Consider the following 22988-nt stretch of genomic DNA (forward strand, 5'->3'; position numbering starts at 1 on the left):
GCGGGCCGCGGCGGCTCCCGAACGGGTCTTACGGGTCTTACGGGACTCGCTGGTCTTGCGGGTCGTACCTGTGCGGTGCGGGTCGTGGAACTGCGGCTCAGTGAGCCACGACACGCGCCATGGAGCCGCGGCGCGGCTGCGCCGGAACACCACGGGCCGGTTCCGGTACGGGCCGGCCGCCCGGTCCGGCCTGCCGGCCGGCCGGAGCCGCCGGGCTGCGGCGCGGCTGGACGGCCGCACCGTTCTGGACGTCCATCACGGCGTGCGCGACGAGCCCGCCCATGGGGTCGTGCCTGATCAGGTCCCGCAGCCGGGAGCGGGACGAGCGTCCCTCGTTCCCCGGGTACAGGTGCTTGCCGAGGCCGACCGCGTGCGCCAGTGCGGCGAGCGCCGCGGTCCGCGGGTCCGGCGGAACGCCGGTGCGGATCGCGGAGTCCAGCCGGGCCTTGATCTCCCGGCTGATGTCGGTGTCCGTCGCCTGGTAGCGAGTCGTCGGCAGCACTCCGCACATCTGGCCCGCCACGGCATGCACCATGCCGCACCGCTCCAGATGCGAGAGGTAGGTCTGGCGTAGCCCGAGACGCGGCCCGCCGATCCAGTGGACGGCCCGTACAGGAGCGCCACGCCTTCGCAGCAACTCCAACGCGCAGTCCAAGGTTGGATCTCCAGTCGGCCGTGGCGACACCACGGCGATACGATCCCCGTCAGGGGCTATCCGTCCGGCCAGCGCCAGCTCCACTAGCTGTGCTCCGGCCAGACCAAGGTCGAGCGACTGCGGCTGTGCGGTGGTACCCGTGGTCGGGTCCAACGCCAGCAGAAGAAGCTCTTCCGGAATCGTTCTGCGGCTCCTGCCCATCCATGCCTCCCCGCGTGGATGAATGACAGGGTGACCCCTCTCACATTGGTCTGTCGAGGGTGCGTGACCTGTTTGTAGTGGAACCAGTAGGTATGTCGTTCTCGTCTACCGCAGGAGCCAAGCCCTCTACACAGGACACTGGTACATGGTTCGGACACCGCCCCGAGGCGGGTTCCGGGCGGGCGGTTCACGGTTCGGGAGCACATGCGGCACATGGAGGAGGCATCGGTGGCGGGCGAGTCCCCCGACAGGTCGAAGCAGCGCGAGTCGTCGGTGGAACCGACGTCGGGGAGCGCGGGCACGGTTCCCGAGGCACGCGAACACCGCGACCCGCGGGTCGCGGTGGCACGGGAGGGCGGGTCCTCGAGTTCGGCCTCCCGGGGCGGCGTGGACACGGCGACGCGGGTGTTCTCCGTACGGGAACTGGAGACCGAGCCCACGGACGACGCCGACGGCGACGGCGACACCGCGCCGAAGCCGGACCCGGCCGACGGCGCGAGCCGGACCGCGGACGGCGCCGCAAGCGTTGAGGCCGACGCCGAGGCCGACGCCGAAAAGGCCGGCGTAGCCGAGGAGCCCGAGCAGGCCGAGGAGGCCGACCGGGCTGCGTCGGGCGGGGCCGAGGACCCCAAGGGGGCCGAGGGGAGCCCTGAGGGGCCCTCTGGGGGCTCCGGGGATGCCGAGAGCGGCCCGGAGGCCTCCGGCGACCCCGAGGGCTCTCAGGCCACCGGAGAAGAGCCTTCGACGAAGGACGCGGCGGAGGACCTGGCCGACACCCCGGCGACGGACTCGACCGAGAACGAAACCGAGGCCGAGAACGAGGGCGAGAACGAGGGCGAGGGCGAGAACGAGGGCGAGGGCGAGACCGAGGGCGAGGGCGAGGGCGAGACCGAGGCGAAGAGCCCGGCCGACTCCCCCGCAAAAAGCCCCGCAGGCAAGGCCCCCGCGGAAGGCGACGCCGACGACGCCGCCGACGACGACCACTCCGGCACCCAGTCGGACGCCGAGCCGGAATCCGCCTCGGACACCGAGCCAGGCGACGAGCCGGAATCCGCCTCGGACGCCGAACCCGGCGACGAGCCGGAGGCCGCGTCGGAGGACAAGCCCGGCGCCGAACGCGCGGCCGGGACCCAGGACAAGCCCGCGCCCGGCGGCAAGGCATCCTCCAAGCCCGCCCCGAAATGGGCATCGGGGGCCGGCGAGGACGAGAAGGAGAAGGACGACAAGAGGGGTGACAAGGAAGAGGAGGGCGGCAAGCGGGACGACTCCCCCGAGTCCCCCGCCTCCGACTCCCCCGCCTCCCCCGTCGACCAGCCCGCCGCCGTCTTCAAGGCCCCCAGGCCCAAGCCCGCCGTCGACCAGCCGACCACCATGCTGAAGTTGGGCGGGGCCGCCAAGCCCAAGACGGACGAGGACAAGACCGAGGACCAGGTCGAGGACCAGGTCCAGGACAAGGTCGAGGACAAGCGCGAGGACAAGGCCGACGAAAAGCCGACGCCCCCCGCCGAGCGCACCAGCAGGTTCGTCGCGCTCAAGCCGCTCGACGAGCCCCGGCAGCCGAAGGCGGTCGCCGACGTCACCGCGCTCGTGCCGCAGGTCGGACCGGAGCGGACGACCCAGCAGCCGCTGCCGCCGAAGCCGCCGCTGGACCTGCTCGCCGAGCTGACGAACACCCCGCCGCCCCCGCCGACCCCCCTGCGCACCCTCGGCCGCCGGATCAAGATCTGGACCCCGCTGGTCATCCTGCTGGCGATCGTCTTTGCGATCGTGCAGGCCGTCCGCCCGCTGCCGGCGACCGCGCTGACGCTCACCGCGAAGGACTCCTACACCTTCGAGGGCGGCAAGGCCTCCCTCCCCTGGCCGAGCGAGGGCCAGGGCGCGATGGACGTCGACGGCATCGGCACCATGAACTCCTTCGGCGAGGAGAAGCCCGTCGCCATCGGGTCGGTCGCCAAGGCGATGACGGCGTACATCGTGCTCAAGGACCACCCGCTGAAGTCCGGTGAGGAGGGCCCGGGCATCACCGTCGACGCCCTCGCCGAGAAGGAGGGCGGTTACTACGAGGACGGCGAGTCGACGCTGGCCACCGTCAAGGAGGGCGACAAGCTCACCGAGAAGCAGGCCCTCTCGGCGATCATGATCCCCTCGGCCAACAACATCGCCCGGCTGCTGGCCCGCTGGGACGCGGGCACCGAGGCGGCCTTCATCAAGAAGATGAACGCCACCGCCAAGGAGCTCGGGATGACGAACACGACGTACACCGATGCCTCCGGCCTGAAGGAGAGCACCGTCTCCACCGCCGCCGACCAGGTGAAACTGGGCAACGAGCTGGTGGAGATCCCCGCCCTGGTGGAGATCACCAAGCTGCCCGAGTGGACCGACCCGTCCGGGACGAAGCACCGCAACTACAACACGCTCGTCCCCTACGACAACGCCATCGGCATCAAGACCGGCTCCACCACCGCGGCCGGCGGCAATCTGCTGTTCGCCGCCACCAAGCAGGCCGGCGGCGAGACCGTGACCGTGGTCGGCGCGATCCTCGGCCAGCACAAGGGGCCGTCGATCATCGACACCGTCAACGCGGTCAGCAAGACCGCGCTGCTCGCCGCCCAGGACGCGATCACCTCGGCGAAGATCCTGAAGAAGGGCGACGTCGTCGGGTACGTGGACGACCAGTTGGGCGGCCGCACCCCGGTCGTCGTCACCAAGGACGTCGCGGCGGTCGGCTGGGCGGGCCTGACGGTGAAACTGTCGTTCGCCGCGGACGACGTACCGCACACGGCGAAGGCCGGCACCAAGGTGGGCACGCTCACCGTCGGGGACGGCTCCAGCGGTGCGGTCAAGGTGCCGGTCGCGCTGCAGAGCGACCTGGCCGAGCCGGGCTTCTCGGACAAGCTGACGCGCATCGGCTGACCCGCCGCACGCGTCCGTACCTCTCACCACCCCGCCGGGCAGCCGCTCGGCGGGGTGCGTGCTAGCGTCGCGAAACGGGACAGGTCGCCGGTCGCGAGGACGCTGCCGTGAAGCGGACGCGAACAGGGCTCGACCGAGAACAGAAGACGGGACACGGGGAGTGCCTTCAGGTGGCCACTGCGGAGCCGACACGCGCCGACGACACCGGTCCGGGCCCGGACGCCGGCCCGCGCCCGAAGGTGCCCGCACCCCAGTCGGGCGGCCATGACCACGCCCCGCGGAACGAGCCGGCGGCCGACCCCGGCGGTCCGATGACCACCACCCCCGGCCGCACCGGCGATCCGAGCCCCGCCGAACACGCCGAGCGCCCGGGCCGCTTCGAGCGCCTCGCGCCGCTGGGCGGCTTCCTGCGCCGCCATCTCGTCCTCTCCGTCACCGCGCTGTCCGGCGCCCTGCACCTCATCTGGTTCTTCACGTTCGCGAACAGCGGCGGCGACCTCGCGGCGCAGGACGCGTGGGCCGAGTTCGTGGGCCGTCACCCCGACTCCGCGTACAACCTCGCCTGGTACGGCGGCATGCACCCGGTGTCGTACAGCGTCGTCTCGCCGTATCTGATGTCGGTCCTCGGCGTCCGTACGACGATGATGATCGCGGGGACGATCTCCGCCGGGCTGCTGACCCTCGTCCTCCTGCGGTGCCGGCCCGTCAGGAACCCGGTGTGGCCCGCCCTGGCCGGTGTCTTCGCGCTGCTGTGCAACGCCGCCTCCGGGCGGGTCACCTTCGGCCTCGGCAACATGTTCGCGCTGGGCGCCGTGGCCGTCGTGTTCTGCTGGCCGTACCGCTGGCGCTACAAGCGGTGGGCGAAGGCGCTGTGCGCGGCGCCGCTCGCCGCGCTCGCCACCATGGGCTCGCCGGTGGCGGGGCTGTTCGTCGGCATCGTCGCCGTCGCGCTGTTCCTGCAGAAGCGGCGGCCGGGCGCCTGGGCGCTCGGGCTCGCGCCCACGGCCGTCGTCGCCGTCTCCGCCTGGCTGTTCCCCTTCTCCGGCACCCAGCCGATGTCCTTCGGCTCGGCGTCCCTGCCGCTGCTGTACTCGGCGATCGTCCTCGCGGTCGTCCCACGCGACTGGAAGACCGTACGCATCACGGCCGCCGTCTACGGTCTCGGCGTGCTGCTGGTGTGGCTGATCAGCTCCCAGATCGGCTCCAACATCACCCGTCTCGCGATGCTGTTCTCGGGTGTGGTGCTGATGGCCGCGCTGCCGTTCGCGGTGCCGCGCACCCGCAAGTGGTACGTGATCGTCCTGGCGTCGGCCGGGTTCGTCGGCTGGATCGGCTTCAAGTCGGTCGACGACGTCATCCGTACGACTCCGGCGGCCTCCTGGGCGCGTGAGCTGGCGCCGCTCGTCAACGAACTCCAGGGCGTCGGCGCCGAGAAGGGCCGTGTCGAGGTCGTCCCGGCCCGCTCCCACCGCGAGGCCTCCGCGCTCGCGCCGTACGTCAACCTGGCCCGGGGCTGGAACCGCCAGGCCGACATGGAGCGCAACCCCCTCTTCTACGACGACACGCTCAACTCCGCGAACTACCACGAGTGGCTCCAGCGGTGGGCGGTGCACTACGTCGTCGTACCGAAGGACGAGCTCGACGGGGACGGCGGTGAGCGGGAGCGGGAGCTGGTGCAGCGGGGGCTGCCGTATCTGGAGCAGATCTGGGGCGACGCCAACTGGCAGCTGTTCCGGGTCGTCGACCCGGCGCCGCTCGCCGAGCCGAACGCGGTAGTGGAGCGCGCCGAGCAGGGCGAGATGACGATCGACGTGAAGAAGGCGGGCCGGATCACGATCCGGATCCCGTACTCGCCGTGGCTGAGCGTCGTCGACGCGGAGGGCAAGAGCCTGAAGGCCCCTGAGGAGACGGAGGCCTCCAAGCACCGCGCGGAGGGCGAGCCGAAGTCGTACACCAACCCCAACGGCTGCCTCTACGAGACGGAGGAGGACCCGGAGGGCGACAAATGGACGGTCCTGCTCGCCCCGAAGGCGGGGACCTACCGGCTGGCGGCGCCGTATCAGCTGCCCCGGGGGACACCGTGCCCCGACGAGCTGAAGCAGCCGTGATCAGCGGAGGCTGTCGACGTACCGGTCGGTGCCCGGCACCGTCGGGACGAACGGCGCCACCAGCTCCACCCTGGCGCCCCGCCCGGACTCCCCCACGGCCTGCTCGAGTCCGGTGAAGTGCTGGTCCCAGCACTCCCTCGGGTCCGCCTCCAGGAACCACAGCAGCGTCAGGCGGGTGTCGACGCCCTCGACCTGCTTGACGTAGGTCATGCGGTCACCGGGCAGGGGTGTCGGGCGGAAGACCGTGACCATGGCGGTCGGGGAGCCGGCGAGGCGCTTGGGGAGGTGGCGGGTGCGCAGCCACTCCAGCAGGCCGGCGCGCTGCTCGGGGGTCTCGGTGTCGATGACCTCCACGACCAGCCCGGCGTAGGGATGGTCGAGCGCGTGGTAGTCGCGGGGGCCCGCCGCCCCGTCCCGGTAGACGGTCGCCTCGTGGTCCTGGAACGCCGTGAAGACGTGGGTGCGGTCCTGGTAGACCCGTGCGTCCCGGTTGAGGCGCTTGTTGATCGCGACCGTCCACCGCATGTGGTCGTCGTAGCGGCCGGCGGTGATCCAGTAGGTGGAGAGGTAGCAGCCGGCGGTGACGGGCTGGGCGATCGCCGACTTCTCGGGGTAGCGCAGCAGTTGGAGGTCGCGGGTCGCCACCCACCTGCGGCCCGCGTACATCCAGGGCATGGCCATCGCGCCGGCGTAGTAGTGGTCGTCCTCGTACCAGCGGTTGTAGGCGTACTCGTGGCCGGGATGCGGTTCGACCATGGTGATCAGGGCATGGCCCGGGCGGACCCCGTACGGTCCTACGGCGGCCAGTTCGGCGTACGTCTCGCTGCGGGTCTCCTCGCTCACGCGTCTTCCCCTTCCTCGGTGACCGGACCATACTCTGACGCTCCGTCAGATAATCCGCCATAGCCAAGGGGGTCCGATGTCACTGCTCGCCGGCAGGACGGTCGTCGTCTCTGGGGTCGGGGCCGGGCTCGGCCACCAGGTGGCCGCCGCGGTCGTACGGGACGGTGGGAACGCCGTGCTGGGCGCCCGGACCGAGGCGAACCTCGCCAAGAGCGCGGCCGAGATCGATCCGGACGGTTCGCACACCGCCTGGCGGGCGACCGACATCACCGACGAAGGGCAGTGCGAGGCACTGGCCGGGCTGGCGCGGGAGCGGTTCGGGCGGATCGACGCGGTGGTGCACGTCGCCGCCTGGGACTCCTACTTCGGCGGGGTCGAGGACGCCGACTTCGCGACCTGGCAGTCGGTCATCGACGTGAACCTGCTGGGGACCCTGCGGATGACCCGGGCGTGTCTGGGCGGGCTGAAGGTGCGGGGCGGCTCGGTCGTGTTCATCGGGACGCAGTCGGCGGTCGCGGCCCCCTCCCAGGTGCGGCAGGCGGCGTACGCGGCCTCGAAGGGCGCGCTGACCAGCGCGATGTATTCGCTGGCGCGGGAGGTCGGACCGCACCGGATCCGGGTCAACACCGTGCTGCCGGGGTGGATGTGGGGGCCGCCGGTCCAGGCGTACGTGCAGTTCACCGCGCAGACGGAGGGCGTGCCGGAGGAGGAGGTCCTCGGGCGGCTCACCGGGCGGATGGCGCTGCCGGAGCTCGCCACCGACGGGGACGTCGCCGATGCGGCGGTGTTCCTGGCCTCGGACCGGGCCCGGGCGATCACGGGACAGTCGTTGCTGGTCAACGCCGGGGAGCTGATGCGATGAGTTCACATAGGTGAACGCAGGCCACCATGCCGAATACCTTTACCTCCCTTTGACCTGACGGTTACTTGTCGTGTTCACGCGGCAGCGCCCAGGATGAGCGCCGGGCTGATCCCTGGGAGGGCGCACATGAACGGTCTCGACTGGGCCGTGCTCATCGGCTATTTCGGCGTGATGGTCGCCATCGGCGTCTGGTCGCACAAGCGCGTGGACGACGTCAGCGACTTCTTCACCGCGGGCGGCAAGATGCCCTGGTGGCTGTCCGGCATCTCGCACCATATGTCGGGCTACAGCGCGGTGATGTTCACCGGGTACGCGGGCATCGCCTACACCTACGGCGTCACCTCCTTCGTCACCTGGTCCTTCCCCATCGCCCTCGGTATCGCCATCGGCTCGAAGCTGTTCGCGCCGCGCATCAACCGGTTGCGCTCCCGGCTCCATGTGGCTTCCCCGCTGGAGTACCTGAAGAACCGCTACGACCTGAAGACCCAGCAGGCGCTCGCCTGGTCCGGGATGCTGCTGAAGATCGTGGACGTGGGCGCCAAGTGGGCCGCGATCGCGACCCTGTTGTCGGTGTTCACGGGTGTGTCCCTGAACCAGGGCATCCTCATCACCGGCGCCATCACCGCCGTCTACTGCACGATCGGCGGGCTCTGGGCCGACGCGCTCACCGAACTCGGCCAGTTCGTCATCCAGTTGCTGGCCGGCATCGCGATGTTCGTGGCCGTCGTACTGAAGCTGAACGACAAGGGCATCGGCTTCTTCGGCGCCTGGGACGAACCGGCACTGCAGGGGCACGGAAAGGCGCTGGTCGGCCCGTACGGGACCGTCTTCCTGCTCGCCTTCCTCTTCATCAAGCTCTTCGAGTACAACGGCGGCATGCTCAACCAGGCCCAGCGGTACATGGCCACCGCCACCCCGCGGGAGGCCGAGCGGTCGGCGCGGCTTTCGGCGGTGCTGTGGCTGGTCTGGCCGGTCGTCCTGTTCTTCCCGATGTGGATGTCGCCGCTGCTCGTCAAGTCGCAGAAGACCGACGGCTCCGACTCCTACGGCCTGATGACGGAACAACTGCTGCCGCACGGCCTGCTGGGCCTGGTCATCGTCGGCTTCTTCTCGCACACCATGGCCATGTGCTCCTCCGACGCCAACGCGATCGCGGCGGTCTTCACCCGGGACTGCGCACCGGTGGTGTGGCGCAGGGCGCGGACCTGGAGCCAGGGGCAGGGGCTGCGCGTCGCCCGGATCACGACCGTCGTCTTCCTCGGCCTGTCCATGGCGGCGGCCACCCAGGTCAACTCCCCCGCCTTCAAGGACATCATCACGGTCGTCATCAAGTGGGTGGCCGGTCTGATGGGTCCGATGGCGATCCCGATGATGCTGGGCCTGCTCCGCCCGTTCCGCCGCTCCGGACCGACCGCGGCGCTGGTCAGCTGGTCGATGGGGCTGCTCGCCTTCTGGCTGGTCAACTACCCGATCGACTGGAACGTCGACGGCGGCGTCCCGCTCCAGTACCAGGTGTCCGTGCCGCTCGCCGTGTCCCTGGTCCTCTACATCCTCGTCGGCTTCATCAAGCCGGAGGACACCCCGGAGCGCCTCGCCCTCATCGAGAAGATCAACACGGACGACGACTCGTCGGGCGCGGCGGCCGTCGTCCCGGGCCCGCGGGACGCCGTACCCGCCCCCGCGAAGGACTGAGGCGCCACACGCCCTACGACGCGCCGCGCGGATAGCGCGCCAGCCAGCCCGGTGACGCGCCCGCCGGATTGTGGAGTGCGGGGCCCTGGGTCATCTCCATGGCGAAGTCGTCGGCCAGTTCCAGGATCGTGGGACGGCCCTCCAGCTCGGCCAGCCAGGCCGGCGGGAGGGCCGTTTCGCCGTGCAGGGCGCCGAGGAGGGCGCCGGTCACGGCCGCCGTCGGGGCCGAGGGGCCGCCCTGGTTCACGGCGAGCCGCAGTCCGTGTCCGACGTCCTCCGCGACGAGCGCGCAGTACACGGCGCCCGAGAGGACGCCCGCCGCGGCACCGTGCGCCACCAGCTCCTCCACTCTCCCGGGCCCCGGCAGGCCCTGCCGTACGGCGCCCAGCGCGCGCTGCAACGCCTCCGAGACGGGCTCGTGCCCCGGCCGCGCGGCCAGCAGCGCCAGCGCCCGCTGCACCGCGCCGTCGAGACTCTCGCCCCGGGCCAGCGCGTGCACGATGACGGCGTACGCTCCCGCCGAGAGACAGGCCGTCGGGTGGCCGTGGGTCTGGGCCGCGCACTCGACGGCCAACTGGGCGACGAGCTGCGGCTCCCAGCCGACGAGCAGCCCGAAGGGCGCGGAACGGACGGTGGGTTCCGGGCCGTCGGCGTCGGGGTTCTTGGGCGAGGCCGGCGTGCCCATCCGGTCGTCGCCGAGCCCCATGAGGAGCGGCCGGGTCGGCTCGCGGCGGGCGTACAGCCACTCCTCGCGGGCCAGCCAGCCGTCTTCCTTTCGACGCAGGTCGGGACCCCAGTCGCGCTGGGTGGCGGCCCATCTCAGATACGCCCGGTGCAGATCGGTCGGCGGATGCCAGGCGCCGGTGTCGCGCCGGACCTGGGCACGGATGAGCCCGTCCACGGTGAACAGGGTCAGCTGGGTGTGGTGGGTGACGGCGCCGCGCCGGCCGTAGGCGGGGGTGAGGTCGCCGACGCCCTCCGGGCCGTGGAGCTGCCGGATCTCCTCGATGCCGAGCCCGTCGACGGGTGCCCCGAGCGCGTCGCCGACGGCCGCGCCCAGCAGGGTGCCGCGCACCCTGCTGCGGAAGTCCTGCTGTTCGGTACGGCCCCAGACGGCACCTGATGTCGTACCCACCGTCGTACTCACCAAGTCCTCCCGGGCACTGTCCGTACGTACGACGTTCGTCACTGTAATCGAACGCGGTCGGGGGGCCGAGGGGCGATCGTGGAGGCGCGGTGGAGGTCTGTCACCCCGGGTGCCGCGCGTACCTCGCCCGCACGGCGTCACGGGCCGCGGTGACCTGTGCGAGGCGGGGGGCGAGGCGGGCGCGGTCGGCGCCGGGGCTGTGCAGGAGTTGGGTGAGGCTGACGTCGAGGTCCGCCAGATCGTCCCAGCCGTGGTCCATGGCCAGCAGCTCGGCCAGTCCCCGGTCGGCCTCGTCCCAGTCGGCGAGGGCGCAGCCGACGATGCAGCGGGCCAGCGGCAGTTCCTCGGCCACCAGCGTCCCGTCCTGCGGGAACAGCCGCGCGAACTCCCGCCAGAGAGGTTCGGCGGCCCGCAGCCCCTCCTCCCGGCCGACCGCCAGCGCCAGCAGGTAGACCCCGTTGAGCGGGTCCGTCGCGCGCAGCCGCTCGGCGGCCCGGCGGGCGGCCGCCCACTGGCCGGACCGCACGTGCAGCTCGGCCCGGAGCGCGTCCAGTTCGTCCTCGGGCAACGCGGCCAGGTCCGGGCCGGCCAGCCGGGCGGCCGCCTCCTCCCACCGTCCGCACCGGGTCAGCAGGTCCACGGCGGCGCGGCGGGCCCAGTCCGTCTCCTGGCCGAGGGCGGCACAGCGGTCCAGGTCGGCCAGTGCCTGCTCGACCCGCCCGGTGGCCACACCGACCTGGGCGCGGCGGGCGAGCGCCCACCGGTAGTCGGGGGAGATCTCCAGGGCCCGGTCCAGGCACCGCAGGGCCTGCGCGTGGTCCTTCAGGGCGTGGTACGCGGCTCCCAGCGAGGCCAGCGCGTAGTCGTACTCCGGGTCCTGCTCCAGCGCGCGCCGCAGGGCCGCGACCGCTTCCCCGGGCCGGCCCGCGACCCGGTAGGCCTCACCCAGTTCGGCGGCGGCCCAGCCGTCCTGCGCGCCCACCGCCTCCGCGCGCCGCAGATCCTCGAACCCGCCCTCCGCGTCGTCCAGTCGCAGACGTGCCCGGGACCTGTGCACCAACGCCCAGACATAGTCGGGAGCCAGTTCCACGGCGCGGTCCAGATCGGTCCGGGCCTCCTCGGGGCGGCCCAGTTCGAGATGGCACGCGCCCCGGCTCGCCAGCGCCGAAGGGTAATCGGGTTCGAGTGAGAGGGCACGGGTGAGCTCGGTGACCGCCTCCTCGTACCGGCCCGCCACCCGGTGGGCGTCACCGCGCTCCGAGGCCACCCACGGGGAGTCGGGCGCGAGGGCGACCGCCCGGTCCAGGTCGGCGAACGCCTCGTCCCACTCCTCTCGCGTGCGCCGCAGCCGCGCCCGGCGCACCAGCGCCCACAGGTAGTCCCCGTCCAGGCTCACCGCGCGGTCGAAGTCGGCGAGGGCCTCGTCGTACCGCCCGAGGGCGTGGCGGACCGCCCCTCTGCCGGCCAGGGCCTCGGCGTAGGCCGGGTCGAGGGCGATCGCCCGGTCGTAGTCGGCGGCGGCCTCCTCGAAACGGCCCGCCAGCCGAAGGGTCTCGGCGCGCTCCCCGATGATCCAGTCGGTGTCGGGGGCCAGCGCGTCGGCACGGTCGAAGGCGGCCAGCGCCGCCGGCAGGTCGCCCGTCAGCTGGAGCGTGAGGCCCCGGCCGTAGTGGGCCCGGACCAGATCCGGATCGAGCTCGACCGCCCGGTCGTACTCGGCCAGGGCGGACTCGTACTGGCTGTCGTTGCGCAACTCCCGGGCCCGCAGCGAGTGCGCCGCCGCCCGGCCGGGGCCGTCGAGACCGGGGCGGGCCAGCAGCAGGTCCGCCGCCCCGGTCACCCCGGTGGAGTCGTCCGCGAGCGCCTCGCGCAGGTCCCGGCCCCAGTCCCGGACGGCCGGGGCGTCCGCCGCGGCGCCCGCCTCCTCCAGCATGCGCGCCCAGCGGCGGCCGACGACCAGGCTCTCCCGGCAGGCCGCGACGGCGTCGTGCAGCGCCCCGGGCAGCGCGGTGCGGGGCCTGGCGCACAGCAGGTGGTACGTCTCCTCGAGGCGCGACTCGCGCCACGGCTCGTTCTCCCACTCGTAGTCGGGGCGCAGTTCGCCCGCCGCCTCCTCGCGCCACCGCGTGAACGCCGCCGCCAGCCGTTCGTGGCGCTGGGTCCAGCTGCGCGGGGAGCGGCGCCGCTGCAGCCGGAGCATCGGCTCCCGCACCAGGTCGTGGTAGCGCACGTGGGCGCCCCGATCGTCCACGAACGGCAGCCCGCGCAGCCAGCCGAAGAGCGCGTCGGCCCCCTCCTCGGGGCAGTCGGCGGCCGTCCGGAACACCTCGGCGTCCAGGCGCCGGGGCAGCGCGCAGGTGAGGGCCGCCGCCTTGCGTATCGGGTCCTGCTCCCACTTCAGGAACCGTTCCACCGCCGTGGCGCTGGGATCGCCCACGTCGTCGGGATCGGCGGGCCGCTGCTCGGCCAGGGTGGACAGCAGCACGGGCAGCCCGCCGGTGAGCCGCAGCACCTCCTCGACGACGGGCTCCGCCACCACCCCCTTGCCGGCCAGCAGTCCGCGCGCCTCGGTCTCGGTGAAGGGGCCGAGCGGCACGTCTGTGACGAAGTCCGCGAAGCCGCCCCACCGCGCCGGCGCGAGGGGGAGCTGTCCGGCGGTGACGACGACCGTGTTCTCGGGCAGGGCGCTGCCGTACCGGTCGGTGGTCATCACCTCGTGCAGCCAGCCGTCGAGGACCGGCCCGGTGCGTTCGTAGGTGTCGAGGACCAGCACCACCCAGGGCACCTCGGCCGCGACCTCGGCGAGTTCCCTCAGCAGCACGGGTGTCAGGACGCGCTCGGGTGCCAGGACGAGCTGCAGGTCCTCCTGGTTGCGGAAACGGGAGCTGAGCCCGGCTCGCAACCGGTCGGCGCCCTGGGCGAGTTGGGCCGGGTCGAGGGCTCCCGCGAAGGCGCCCACGCCCGGCGTCATGCCCAGCACCACCAGGGTGGCGCGGGCCGCCGCCATGCTCGCGGCCGACGGCTCCCCGCTCTCCGCCCCGGCCTCGACCACGGCCGCCGCCTCGTGCCGCCGCTCGCGGTGCGCGGCCAGCAGCCGCTCCAGCTCCTTGAACCGGTGGCCCTGCCGGGCGAACTGCTCCGCCAGCTCCGCCATCACCTCGGGCACACTGCCGACCGACTCGTCCACGTACGCGGTCAGCGCGCCCCGCTCCCGGGCGAGCTGTTCCAACTCCCTGACCAGGAAGGTCTTTCCGACGCCGGCGTTGCCGTGCACATGGAACAGGAACCGGTGCCGCTCGTCCTCCGGCGGCAGTTCCAGGTTCTCCCGGAAGGCGGCCCGCTCGGCACCCCGGCCGACGAAGCCCTGTCGCCTGCGCTGCGCGATCAGCTGCTGCATCGACCGCTGGGTCCGAGCCATCCGCGTACGCCCCTTCGCCCCTCGCCGCGGGCGTCCCCCGACGCCCGGCGCCCACCATTCTGACGCAACACGGAGGGGACACAGGGGACTTGGCGGGGTAGGGGACCCGGCATGACCACCCCCACCTCACGAATCACACAGACCTCACGCGTTCTCCCGCTGACGGCCACTCTTCTCACCGGAACGGTGGCTCTCTACATAGCGCTCGTGGCCTTGGGCAACATCACCGACTTCGGGACCAACCAGCAGTTCGTCCGGCACGTCCTCGCGATGGACGACACCTTCAAGGACGACGACCTGATGTGGCGGGCGGTGACGAGCAAGGGGCTGCAGGACGCCGCGTACGTCGCGATCATCGCGTGGGAGACCGTGGCGGCGGTCGTCCTGACCGCCGGGACGTGGCTGTGGGCACGCCGGGACTACGTCCGGGCCCGTGCGCTGTCCACGTACGGCCTGCTGATGCTGATGCTGCTCTTCGGCGCCGGGTTCATCGCGATCGGCGGGGAGTGGTTCTCGATGTGGCAGTCGGACACCTGGAACGGGCTGGAGGCTGCGACCCGGGTGTTCCTGTTCAGCGGTGTCGTGCTGATCGTCAATCAGCTGCCGTTCAAGGACGCCGGACCGCAGGCCTGACTACTCGACCACTCTGACCTTCGTCCCCAGGTCGCCGAACGCCCACAGGGCCGCCCCGTCCGCCTCGGCCATCCGGATGCCGCCGGTCTGCGCGCCCGCGGCGGCCGGGGGCGGGGAGGAGCCGTCGACCGCGTTGGAGAAGGCGATGTTGACGCCGGACACGACCGAGAAGTAGATGATGTGCTCGATCTTGACGCCGTCGGAGCCCGTCGTCGCGTCCTTGCGCACGGAGACCGTGTAGCTGCCGGGCACCGGGTCGACCGTACCCGGCCAGACCGTGAAGGTACGGCGGGCCGTGTCGTCCGCGTCGACCAGCCAGACACGACGGTCGGACAGGTCGTAGACGACACGGCGGCCGGTGCCGGAGGCGTCCGGTACCTGGTTCTTCGGCGCGGAGTCCGGAGGCTTGGGCGAGGCGGACGCCGTGGTGCCCGCGGACGCCGACGCGCTCGGCCGGGTCGCCGACGCCGTCGGGTGCGGGCCCTGCTCGGCCCGCACGCTCAGTACGGCGACCGCGGCGATCGCGCCGCCCGTCAGACCGGTGACCCAGACCCACGAGGGAAGCCGTCGGGCAGGCACGGGCACGCATCTCCTCAGCTACGGGACCCCTGGACTGGGGGTCGGATCATCGTACTCACTCCAGCACCGGCAGGAGTTCCGGAAGATGACCGTCCGAGGCCTGCCCCGCCCGCTGCCGCTCCAGGGGGACCTCCTGGTAGAGGGTCGTCCGGGGCCGCGCCGGACGACCGGCCGCCTCGGCGACCGCGACCAGGTCCCTGATGGACTTGTAGGAGCCGTACGACGAGCCCGCCATCCGGGAGATCGTCTCCTCCATCAGCGTCCCGCCGAGGTCGTTGGCCCCCGATCGCAGCATCTCCGCCGCGCCCTCCGTGCCCAGTTTCACCCAACTGGTCTGGATGTTGGGGATGTGCGGATGCAGCAGCAGCCGGGCCATCGCCGTGACCGCGCGGTTGTCCCGCATGCTCGGGCCCGGCCGGGCGATGCCCGCCAGGTACACGGGTGCGTTGGTGTGGATGAACGGCAGCGTCACGAACTCGGTGATGCCGCCGGTCCGTTCCTGGATCCCGGCCAGCGTGCGCAGATGCCCCAGCCAGTGACGCGGCTGGTCGACATGGCCGTACATCATCGTCGACGTCGACGGGATGCCCACCTCGTGCGCCGTCGTGATCACCTCGATCCAGGTCGCCGTGGGCAGCTTGCCCTTGGTCAGGACCCAGCGGACCTCGTCGTCGAGGATCTCGGCGGCGGTGCCGGGGATGGAGTCCAGGCCGGCCTCCTTGGCCGCGATCAGCCACTCGCGGATGGACAGCCCGGTGCGGGTGGCGCCGTTGACGACCTCCATCGGGGAGAAGGCGTGTACGTGCATCCCCGGGACCTTCTCCTTCACCGCCCGCGCGATGTCGAAGTACGCCGTCCCCGGCAGGTCGGGGTGGATGCCGCCCTGCATGCAGACCTCCACCGCGCCCACGTCCCAGGCCTGCTGGGCCCGGTCGGCGACCTGGTCCAGGGAGAGCGTGTAGGCGTCGGCGTCGGTACGCCGTTGCGCGAACGCGCAGAAACGGCAGCCCGTGTAGCAGACGTTGGTGAAGTTGATGTTCCGCGTGACGATGTACGTGACGTCGTCGCCGACCGCCGACCTGCGGACGTCGTCCGCGATCCGGGTGAGCGCGTCGAGCGCGGGCCCGTCGGCGTGGAGGAGGGCGAGGGCCTCCTCGTCGGTGAGCCTGGTGGGATCGTCGGCCGCCGTCCGCAGGGCATCCCGTACGTCCGTGTCGATGCGCTCCGGTGCCATGCCTGGGGCGGCCGCCTCACGCAGGGCGGACCAGTCGCCGTACACCTCGTCGAAGTCGTCGCGGCGGTCGGACGTACGGCCGTCGGTGTCGATGGTGCGGTGCAGATCCGTGCGGCCGGAGGCGACGAACACCTCCTCCGGCTCCTGCCACGGCCGCCCCTCGACGACGGCGTCCGGCACGGCCAGCCCGGTCCGCGGGTCGGCGAGGGCGCGGACGTGCGGGAGGAGACGCGGGTCCAGCCAGGGCTCGCCGCGGGTGACGAACTCGGGGTACACACACAGCCGTTCCCGAAGCTCGAACCCGGCGGCCGCCGACTTCTCGGCCAGTTCCTCGATCTGCGGCCAGGGCCGCTCGGGGTTGACGTGGTCGATGGTCAGCGGGGACACCCCGCCCCAGTCGTCGATCCCGGCCGCGATCAGCCGTTCGTACTCGCTGTCGACGAGGTTGGGCGGGGCCTGGAGGCAGGCGGAGGGCCCGAGCAGGAGCCGGGCGACGGCCACGGTCGCGACCAGCTCGTCGAGTTCCGCGTCCGGCATACCGCGCATGGCCGTGTCCGGCTTGGCGCGGAAGTTCTGGATGATCAGTTCCTGGATGCCGTGGTGGGCGCGGGAGATCTTCCGCAGGGCGAACAGCGACTCCGCCCGCTCCTCGTACGTCTCGCCGATGCCGATGAGGATCCCGGAGGTGAAGGGGACGGAGGAGCGCCCGGCGTCCTCGAGGACACGCAGCCGTACGGCGGGTTCCTTGTCCGGGGAGCCGTGGTGCGGACCGCCGGGCTCGGACCACAGCCGGGTCGCCGTCGTCTCCAGCATCATGCCCATGGACGGGGCGACGGGCTTGAGCCGCTGGAAGTCGGTCCAGGTCATCACCCCGGGGTTGAGGTGCGGGAGCAGACCGGTCTCCTCCAGGATCCGGATCGAGATCGCCCGGACATACGCGATGGTGTCGTCGTACCCGTGCGCGTCGAGCCACTCCCTGGCCTCCGGCCAGCGCTCCTCGGGCTTGTCGCCGAGGGTGATGAGGGCTTCCTTGCAGCCGAGGGCGGCGCCCTTGCGGGCGATGTCGAGGACCTCGTCCGGGGACATGAACATCCCGTGCCCGGCCCGGCGGAGCTTGCCGGGGACGGTGACGAACGTGCAGTAGTGGCACTTGTCCCGGCACAGCCGTGTGAGGGGGATGAAGACGCTCTTCGAGTAGGTGATGACACCGGGCCGGCCGGCCGCCTCCAGGCCCGCGTCCCGCACCCGGGCGGCGGACGTGGCGAGGTCGTCGAGGGCCTCGCCGCGCGCCTGGAGGAGAACGGCCGCCTCGCTCACGTCGAGGGCGACGCCGTCCCGCGCGCGTTTGAGGGCGCGACGCATGGAGTTCTCGGTGGGGCCGGGGCCGGTTCCGGAGCTCACTGAAGTCGTCATCCTTTGAGCATACGTTCGGGCTGATCAGCCGTGCGGGGAGCCCGACTCCTCCCGCGCCCGAGGTCGTTACACGCTGTCACTGGTGCCGGTCAGGTAGCCGCTGTACTCGTCGAGGAGCTCGAGGACCTCGGCCTCCTTCGCCGGCGGGAGCTGCAGCACGACCTCCTCGATGCCGAGTTCGGCGTAGTGGGCGAGCTTGCCCGGGGACGGCTGGACGGCGTACGGCACGATCTGGAGCGCCTCCGGCTCCCGCCCGGCGTCCGCCCAGGCGGCGCGCAGGACCGGCAGGGACTCGGACAGCCCGCGCCCGCCGATCGGCAGCCAGCCGTCGGCGTACTCGCAGATGTGGGAGAAGAGCTTGGGTCCGGCGGCGCCGCCGACGAGGGTGCGGGGCCCGACGACCGGGCCGCGCGGCTTCTGCACGGGCTTGGGGTGGGCGCTGCTGGCGCGGACCGAGCCGTACGCGCCCTCGTAGGCCGTCGGCTCCTCGCTCCACAGGGCTCGCATGAGTCCCATCCGGTCCCGGACGAGTTCGCGGCGCGTACGCCAGGCCACCCCGTGGTCGGCGGCTTCCTCGACGTTCCAGCCGAAGCCCAGGCCGAGGGTGAGGCGGCCGCCGGAGAGGTGGTCGACGGTGGCGACCTGCTTGGCGAGGTCGATGGGGTCGTGCTGGGCCACGAGGGTGATGCCGGTGCCGAGGCCGAGGTTCTCCGTCACGGCGGCGGCCTGGCCGAGGGCGACGAAGGGGTCGAGGGTGCGGCCGTACTCGCGCGGCAGGTCGCCGCCCGCGGGGTACGGGGTGGTCCGCTCGACCGGGATGTGGGTGTGCTCGGGCAGGTAGAGCCCGGCGAACCCGCGCTGCTCCAGCTCACGGGCGAGGCGGGTCGGGGTGATCGTCTCGTCGGTGAGGAAGATCGTGACGGCGATGCGCATGGCGGGCCTTTCGATGCCGGTTCCTCTGTTCATCCGTGCCGGTTCATCTGTACCGGGAGAAGGGGTCGGTGTCCATACCGACCGGTCGGCACTGAGACGGAGAAGGCATGGCCGAGAACGTGCTCGCACGCCGCGCGAGAGTCCTCGGAGGAGGCCGGCAGGGTCTCGGTGGCGGCCGCGGGCGGCGTTTCGCTCGCGAGACGGCCGGGGCGGGCCGTCTAGTCTCGGCCCGTGGGACAGCCCGAGCAGCGCGCCGAGGGCGCGGGACCGTTCACCACCCGGCTCACCTGGGAGGTTCCCGGTGGTGGCACCGCCGTGTGGGAGTCTCGGCCCGCCCGGCGGCGCGGAATCATCGCCGTACAGCCGCCCGGCGCACCCACCGGCCTGCACACCAGCGCCGACGATGCCGCACTCCGCCGCCTGCGCGTGCTCAACGCCACCGCCGCGACCGCCTTCGTCATCGGCGGAGCCCTCTTCGCGGCCGGCGCCGGCGTCGCCCAGCTCGGCTCCGGCGACGCCACGACCAGTGCCTCGATCTACTTCGCCGGCGGTCTCTTCTTCAACACCGGCGGCTACGTCTCGCTGCTCCAGGTCGTCAACGCACCCCGTCACGTACCCGGTGGCGAGGGCCGGCTGGTCACCCGCGGTCGGCGCTGGTGGAGCTACGAGCCGACGCGGGTGGACTGGCTGAGCGCGTTCGTCCTCTTCGCCGGCACGCTGGTCTTCGCCGTCGACCTGCTGGACTCCTTCCTCCAGGGTCTGAGCGTCCGGCAGACCAACCGGCTGATCTGGGCCCCGGACGTGATCGGCTGCGTGCTGTTCCTGATCTCCGGTCACCTCGCGTTCGTGGAGATCTGCCACGGCCGGCCCTGCGTCCGCCGCCGCAGCCTCGGCTGGTGGATCGTCGCCGTGAACCAGCTCGGCTCGGTCCTCTTCATGATCTCGGCACTCGCCGCCTACACCCGCCCCGCCACCGGCAGCCCGATCAACGCCGACATCGCCAACTGGGCCACCCTCGCCGGCGCCCTGTGTTTCTCCCTGGGCGGCTTTCTCCAGCTCGGGGAACGCCCCTGATCCACCACCTGTGGATCACGGAAGCAGTGGACGACCGTCACGCAACGGCCGACGGCCGCCGGCCGGGGATCTCGCGGCCCACCGAGGCCCTGGCCCCCTGGGCGCTAACTCGCGACCCCCTCCGTCAGGTCGGCGACGACCGCCGCGTGGTCCGACGGCCACACCCCGTCGACGGGACCGTCCCCCGCCCGCCGCACCCCGCGTACGCGCCCCTCGCCGGCCGGGCCGGGTGGGCCGACGTGGATGTAGTCGATGCGGGCGGCGGGCTCCAGGGCCCTCGCGGGGGTCCAGGTGGCGGAGGGCGCGGACGGGTCGGCGTGGTCCCAGGCGTCGTGGAGGACCTGGCCGGGGACGGCCGGTGCGGTGCGGTGGCCGCCGAGGAGGCGGATCTCGTCGGAGTCCGGCCAGGCGTTGAAGTCGCCCGTGACGACGGGCGGGTGCGGGGTGTCGCCCGTCCAGCGGGAGACGAACCGCGCCAGGGCGGTGACCTGTTCGCGGCGGACCCCGGAGGCGTCCGGGGTCGAGGTGAGGTGGGTCGTGAAGAAGGGGATGTCGTAGGCGGGGGTGGCCAGGCGGGTGTACAGCGCCATGCGGCCGTCGGCCAGATGCGCGGGGGCCGGCAGCAGGAGCGTCTGACTCTCGGTCACCGGCCAGCGGCTCAGGACGGCGTTGCCTATGTCGACCCCGTCGGAGTCCGGGACTCTCCGGCGCCAGCGTTCCGGGGCCGGGGACGGGGCCCAGGCGCAGCGCAGTCCGAGTTCGTCCGCGAGCCACTCGGCGAGGTTCTCGCCGTCCGCCGCCCAGACCTCCTGGAGACCGACCACGTCGGGGCGCAGATCGCGCAGGGCGGACAGGATCGCCTTCTGTCTCTCCCGCCACGGGCCGAAGCGCCACCACAGGTTCCAGGTCACCACTCGCACGCGCAGCCACCCGCTCTCGTCCGGACGGCCCGCCGACCCGACGCCGTCAGGGACTATTGAATCAAGGGTCGCAGCAGTGACCAGTGCCTCGTGTGTGAAGGAGTCCCACGGACCATGTCCCGGCCCACCGAGCCCCGCCCCGCCGAGCCCCGTCGCCCCGACCTCCGCTTCCGCCTCACCACCGCCTTCCAGCGGTACGTCGCCAACCCGTTCATGCGCCGTCTGCCCTTCCACACGCTGTTGGAGACCACCGGACGCGTCTCCGGCCTGCCCCGGCGCACCCCGCTGGGCGGCCGGCGGGTCGGGGACTCCTTCTGGCTGGTCTCGGAGTTCGGGGAGCGCTCGCAGTACGTCCGCAACATCCAGGCCGACCCGAGGGTGCGGGTGCGGATAGGCGGCCGGTGGCACTCCGGCATCGCCCACCCGCTGCCCGACGACGATCCGGTCGCCCGCCTGCGCACCCTGCCCAAGGCCAACAGCGCGGCCGTGAAGGCGCTGGGGACGCGACTGCTGACGGTGCGGGTGGATTTGACCGACTGACGGTTGACCGGCCCAGGCGGGAACTGACGTCATGTCTATGTCTGAATCTGGTATGCCGGTGCGGGGCACCGGTAGGGCGAGGCGGGATGGGGCGCAATGGTCGGGACGGTGTTCCGGAGCGAGGACGTGCCTGCGGAGGACAGGTTCGACCTCTGGCGGGAACTGCTCGGGCGGAGCCGGTCGAGCGAGGTTGTCAGTGATCACGCCGCCGACTTCCGGGCGGAGTGCCGGCTGATGGAGCTGGGGCCGGTGACCGTGCTGCCGATGGGGTTCATGCCGGCGCGCTACCGGCGCAGTTCGGCGATGGTGCGTCGGGCGGACCCGGAGTTGTACCACCTGACGCTGCTGCTCAACGGAGAGATAGAGCTCGACCACGCCGGGCGGACGACCACCTTCACCCGGTGGGACCTGCACCTGGCCGACAGCTCACAGCCGTACGACCTGCGGTCGGCGGACGACCGGGAGTCCCCTCTCGTCGAGGGAGTGGGCGTGGACTTCCCCAAGGGGCTGCTGCCCCTGCCCGAGCACCAGGTCCGCGCGCTGCTGGGCCGGGGCCTGTCGGGACGGGAGGGCGTCGGGGCGCTGCTGACGGAGTTCCTCATCGGCCTGGCCCGGCAGGCGGACACCATCCAGCCCGCCGACGCGTCCCGCCTGGGGACGGTCGTACTCGACCTGATCTCGGCCTGGTTGGCCCGGGCACTGGACGCGGAAGGCGCCCTGCCGCCGGAGACCCGTCAGCAGGCGCTGGTGCGGCGCGTCCAGGCGTTCATCGGGCAGAACCTGCACGACCCCGAGCTCACGCCCTCCGCGATCGCCGCCGCGCATCACATATCCCTCAGCTATCTGCACCGGATCTTCCAGCAGCAGTCGCCGGGCGAAACGGTCGCGGCCCGGATCCGGCACGGGCGGTTGGAGGGCGCCCGCCGCGAGCTGGCCGACCCCTCCCTGCACACCATGCCGATCCATGCCGTCGCCGCCCGCTGGGGATTCACCCGGGCCTCCGACTTCACCCGCGCCTTCCGGGCCGCCTACGGCCGCTCCCCCAGCGAACACCGGTTCGAGGCAGCGGCCGAAGAGGCGTAGAGCACGCGGGCCCGGGACGGTGGACGGTACGGCCGTGGCCCGCTCGCACCGGGGGCCACCGCCGTACCTCCTGCCCCGGCTCGCCCTACTTGGCGGGCTTGTAGAAGGCGTACGTCGCGGTGTACGGGACGCTGACCTGGTCGGTGCCGGTGCAGGCGGTGGCCGGGGCGACGCCGCCGGTGGTGTTGAGGCGCTGGATGTAGGAGACGTCCGCGAAGACGCCCGCGCCCCGGGTGGCGGTGGACTTCAGGAGGAGCTCCGGGATGGTGCCCTCCTTGGGGGAGTTGGCGACGGCGGAGGCGTTGACCGCGCTGCCGTCCACGGTGGAGACCCAGACGGGGCCGCGGGAGTGGAGGGCGACGGTGCGGTGGGCGTGGTCTCTCCTGGCCGACAGGGTGGCGGCGGGCTCCAGGAGCTTCCAGGCGCCGTCGGTGCAGGTGTAGGTCTGGACGCCCTTGGCGTCGAAGACGCCCGTCAGCTTGTTGCCGTCGGGAACCGCGAGCGCGGCGGGGGCCTTGACGGCGGTGAGGGCGGGGGCGGGCTCCGAGGCGACGGCGCTGCCGGCCGTCGTCGCCAGGAAGGTGCCGGCGGCCGCGGTGGCGACCACCGCGGTGGTGAGGACGAGACGCTTGGCGAGCTTCAAGTGTGGCTCCAGAACGGGTTTCTGAACATCTTTCAACGGGCAGACACAACTGATGTCCGTGTCCCCCTGGGCCGGGACGCTACGGGGCCGCCGGAGA

General features: G+C 72.2%; 17 protein-coding genes. 8 read left to right on the forward strand and 9 right to left on the reverse strand.

Features of this window, described 5'->3' with window-relative positions:
- Positions 1 to 97: 97 nt before the first annotated feature.
- Complete coding sequence (locus tag ACIBVL_RS23115) at positions 98 to 856, reverse strand: GPP34 family phosphoprotein (RefSeq protein ID WP_399099186.1); 759 nt, start codon at positions 854 to 856, stop codon at positions 98 to 100.
- 213 nt (positions 857 to 1069) lie between these two features.
- Between ACIBVL_RS23115 and ACIBVL_RS23120 the strand changes: the two genes are divergently transcribed.
- Positions 1070 to 3769: a D-alanyl-D-alanine carboxypeptidase gene (locus ACIBVL_RS23120; RefSeq protein WP_399099188.1), complete on the forward strand. Its 2700-nt coding sequence runs from the start codon at positions 1070 to 1072 to the stop codon at positions 3767 to 3769.
- A gap of 170 nt (positions 3770 to 3939) precedes the next feature.
- A complete protein-coding gene (locus tag ACIBVL_RS23125) occupies positions 3940 to 5877 on the forward strand; it encodes an MFS transporter (protein WP_399099190.1) in 1938 nt (645 codons plus the stop codon).
- On the opposite strand, the gene ACIBVL_RS23130 is transcribed toward ACIBVL_RS23125, so the two are convergent.
- On the reverse strand, positions 5878 to 6720 hold the full coding sequence (locus ACIBVL_RS23130; RefSeq protein WP_399099192.1) for a hypothetical protein: 843 nt from the start codon (positions 6718 to 6720) through the stop codon (positions 5878 to 5880).
- 76 nt (positions 6721 to 6796) lie between these two features.
- Between ACIBVL_RS23130 and ACIBVL_RS23135 the strand changes: the two genes are divergently transcribed.
- A complete protein-coding gene (locus ACIBVL_RS23135) occupies positions 6797 to 7582 on the forward strand; it encodes an SDR family oxidoreductase (protein ID WP_399099194.1) in 786 nt (261 codons plus the stop codon).
- A gap of 126 nt (positions 7583 to 7708) precedes the next feature.
- Positions 7709 to 9274: a sodium:solute symporter family protein gene (locus ACIBVL_RS23140; RefSeq protein ID WP_399099196.1), complete on the forward strand. Its 1566-nt coding sequence runs from the start codon at positions 7709 to 7711 to the stop codon at positions 9272 to 9274.
- A 13-nt stretch (positions 9275 to 9287) separates the two neighbouring features.
- On the opposite strand, the gene ACIBVL_RS23145 is transcribed toward ACIBVL_RS23140, so the two are convergent.
- Together ACIBVL_RS23145 and ACIBVL_RS23150 are read right to left on the reverse strand one after the other, a co-directional pair.
- Positions 9288 to 10409 (reverse strand): ADP-ribosylglycohydrolase family protein, encoded by a 1122-nt coding sequence (locus tag ACIBVL_RS23145; RefSeq protein ID WP_399099522.1) that lies wholly within the window; start codon positions 10407 to 10409, stop codon positions 9288 to 9290.
- Between the two features lie 112 nt (positions 10410 to 10521).
- Positions 10522 to 13839 carry a tetratricopeptide repeat protein gene (locus ACIBVL_RS23150; RefSeq protein ID WP_399099198.1) on the reverse strand — a complete coding sequence of 1106 codons (3318 nt, stop codon included), beginning with the start codon at positions 13837 to 13839 and terminating at the stop codon, positions 10522 to 10524.
- Between the two features lie 111 nt (positions 13840 to 13950).
- Between ACIBVL_RS23150 and ACIBVL_RS23155 the strand changes: the two genes are divergently transcribed.
- Positions 13951 to 14472 carry a DUF2165 domain-containing protein gene (locus ACIBVL_RS23155; protein ID WP_399099200.1) on the forward strand — a complete coding sequence of 174 codons (522 nt, stop codon included), beginning with the start codon at positions 13951 to 13953 and terminating at the stop codon, positions 14470 to 14472.
- On the opposite strand, the gene ACIBVL_RS23160 is transcribed toward ACIBVL_RS23155, so the two are convergent.
- The 3 genes from ACIBVL_RS23160 to ACIBVL_RS23170 all read right to left on the reverse strand — a co-directional run bounded on the left by ACIBVL_RS23160 (position 14473) and on the right by ACIBVL_RS23170 (position 18631).
- Complete coding sequence (locus tag ACIBVL_RS23160) at positions 14473 to 15057, reverse strand: L,D-transpeptidase (protein ID WP_399099202.1); 585 nt, start codon at positions 15055 to 15057, stop codon at positions 14473 to 14475.
- Positions 15058 to 15106: 49 nt separating this feature from the next.
- Positions 15107 to 17698: a bifunctional FO biosynthesis protein CofGH gene (locus tag ACIBVL_RS23165; RefSeq protein WP_399099204.1), complete on the reverse strand. Its 2592-nt coding sequence runs from the start codon at positions 17696 to 17698 to the stop codon at positions 15107 to 15109.
- Positions 17699 to 17764: 66 nt separating this feature from the next.
- A complete protein-coding gene (locus ACIBVL_RS23170; RefSeq protein ID WP_399099524.1) occupies positions 17765 to 18631 on the reverse strand; it encodes an LLM class F420-dependent oxidoreductase in 867 nt (288 codons plus the stop codon).
- 231 nt (positions 18632 to 18862) lie between these two features.
- Here ACIBVL_RS23170 and ACIBVL_RS23175 point away from each other — a divergent pair, with 231 nt between their 5' ends.
- The gene (locus ACIBVL_RS23175) at positions 18863 to 19705 is read left to right on the forward strand and encodes a hypothetical protein (protein ID WP_399099206.1); all 843 of its coding nucleotides are present in this window, start codon (positions 18863 to 18865) and stop codon (positions 19703 to 19705) included.
- Positions 19706 to 19809: 104 nt separating this feature from the next.
- Here ACIBVL_RS23175 and ACIBVL_RS23180 read toward each other — a convergent pair whose 3' ends face one another.
- On the reverse strand, positions 19810 to 20625 hold the full coding sequence (locus ACIBVL_RS23180; protein ID WP_399099208.1) for an endonuclease/exonuclease/phosphatase family protein: 816 nt from the start codon (positions 20623 to 20625) through the stop codon (positions 19810 to 19812).
- Positions 20626 to 20739: 114 nt separating this feature from the next.
- On the opposite strand from ACIBVL_RS23180, the gene ACIBVL_RS23185 reads away from it, so the two are divergent.
- Together ACIBVL_RS23185 and ACIBVL_RS23190 are read left to right on the forward strand one after the other, a co-directional pair.
- Complete coding sequence (locus ACIBVL_RS23185) at positions 20740 to 21165, forward strand: nitroreductase/quinone reductase family protein (protein ID WP_399099210.1); 426 nt, start codon at positions 20740 to 20742, stop codon at positions 21163 to 21165.
- A 96-nt stretch (positions 21166 to 21261) separates the two neighbouring features.
- The gene (locus ACIBVL_RS23190) at positions 21262 to 22248 is read left to right on the forward strand and encodes a helix-turn-helix domain-containing protein (protein ID WP_399099212.1); all 987 of its coding nucleotides are present in this window, start codon (positions 21262 to 21264) and stop codon (positions 22246 to 22248) included.
- A gap of 85 nt (positions 22249 to 22333) precedes the next feature.
- On the opposite strand, the gene ACIBVL_RS23195 is transcribed toward ACIBVL_RS23190, so the two are convergent.
- On the reverse strand, positions 22334 to 22891 hold the full coding sequence (locus ACIBVL_RS23195) for a DUF3455 domain-containing protein (RefSeq protein WP_399099214.1): 558 nt from the start codon (positions 22889 to 22891) through the stop codon (positions 22334 to 22336).
- Between the last annotated feature and the right edge of the window lie 97 nt (positions 22892 to 22988).

This window comes from Streptomyces sp. NPDC049687 (genome assembly GCF_044465285.1).
In the GTDB taxonomy this organism is placed as follows: Bacteria; Actinomycetota; Actinomycetes; order Streptomycetales; family Streptomycetaceae; genus Streptomyces.

What these genes read in the sequence shown, in the direction of transcription:
- ACIBVL_RS23135 (WP_399099194.1), top strand. Translation starts at nt 6,797, where the DNA reads ATGTCACTGCTCGCCGGCAGGACGGTCGTCGTCTCTGGGGTCGGGGCC.
- ACIBVL_RS23190 (WP_399099212.1), top strand. Translation starts at nt 21,262, where the DNA reads ATGGTCGGGACGGTGTTCCGGAGCGAGGACGTGCCTGCGGAGGACAGG.
- ACIBVL_RS23185 (WP_399099210.1), top strand. Translation starts at nt 20,740, where the DNA reads ATGTCCCGGCCCACCGAGCCCCGCCCCGCCGAGCCCCGTCGCCCCGAC.
- ACIBVL_RS23155 (WP_399099200.1), top strand. Translation starts at nt 13,951, where the DNA reads ATGACCACCCCCACCTCACGAATCACACAGACCTCACGCGTTCTCCCG.
- ACIBVL_RS23120 (WP_399099188.1), top strand. Translation starts at nt 1,070, where the DNA reads ATGGAGGAGGCATCGGTGGCGGGCGAGTCCCCCGACAGGTCGAAGCAG.
- ACIBVL_RS23115 (WP_399099186.1), bottom strand. Translation starts at nt 856, where the DNA reads ATGGGCAGGAGCCGCAGAACGATTCCGGAAGAGCTTCTTCTGCTGGCG.
- ACIBVL_RS23150 (WP_399099198.1), bottom strand. Translation starts at nt 13,839, where the DNA reads ATGGCTCGGACCCAGCGGTCGATGCAGCAGCTGATCGCGCAGCGCAGG.
- ACIBVL_RS23140 (WP_399099196.1), top strand. Translation starts at nt 7,709, where the DNA reads ATGAACGGTCTCGACTGGGCCGTGCTCATCGGCTATTTCGGCGTGATG.
- ACIBVL_RS23170 (WP_399099524.1), bottom strand. Translation starts at nt 18,631, where the DNA reads ATGCGCATCGCCGTCACGATCTTCCTCACCGACGAGACGATCACCCCG.
- ACIBVL_RS23165 (WP_399099204.1), bottom strand. Translation starts at nt 17,698, where the DNA reads ATGACGACTTCAGTGAGCTCCGGAACCGGCCCCGGCCCCACCGAGAAC.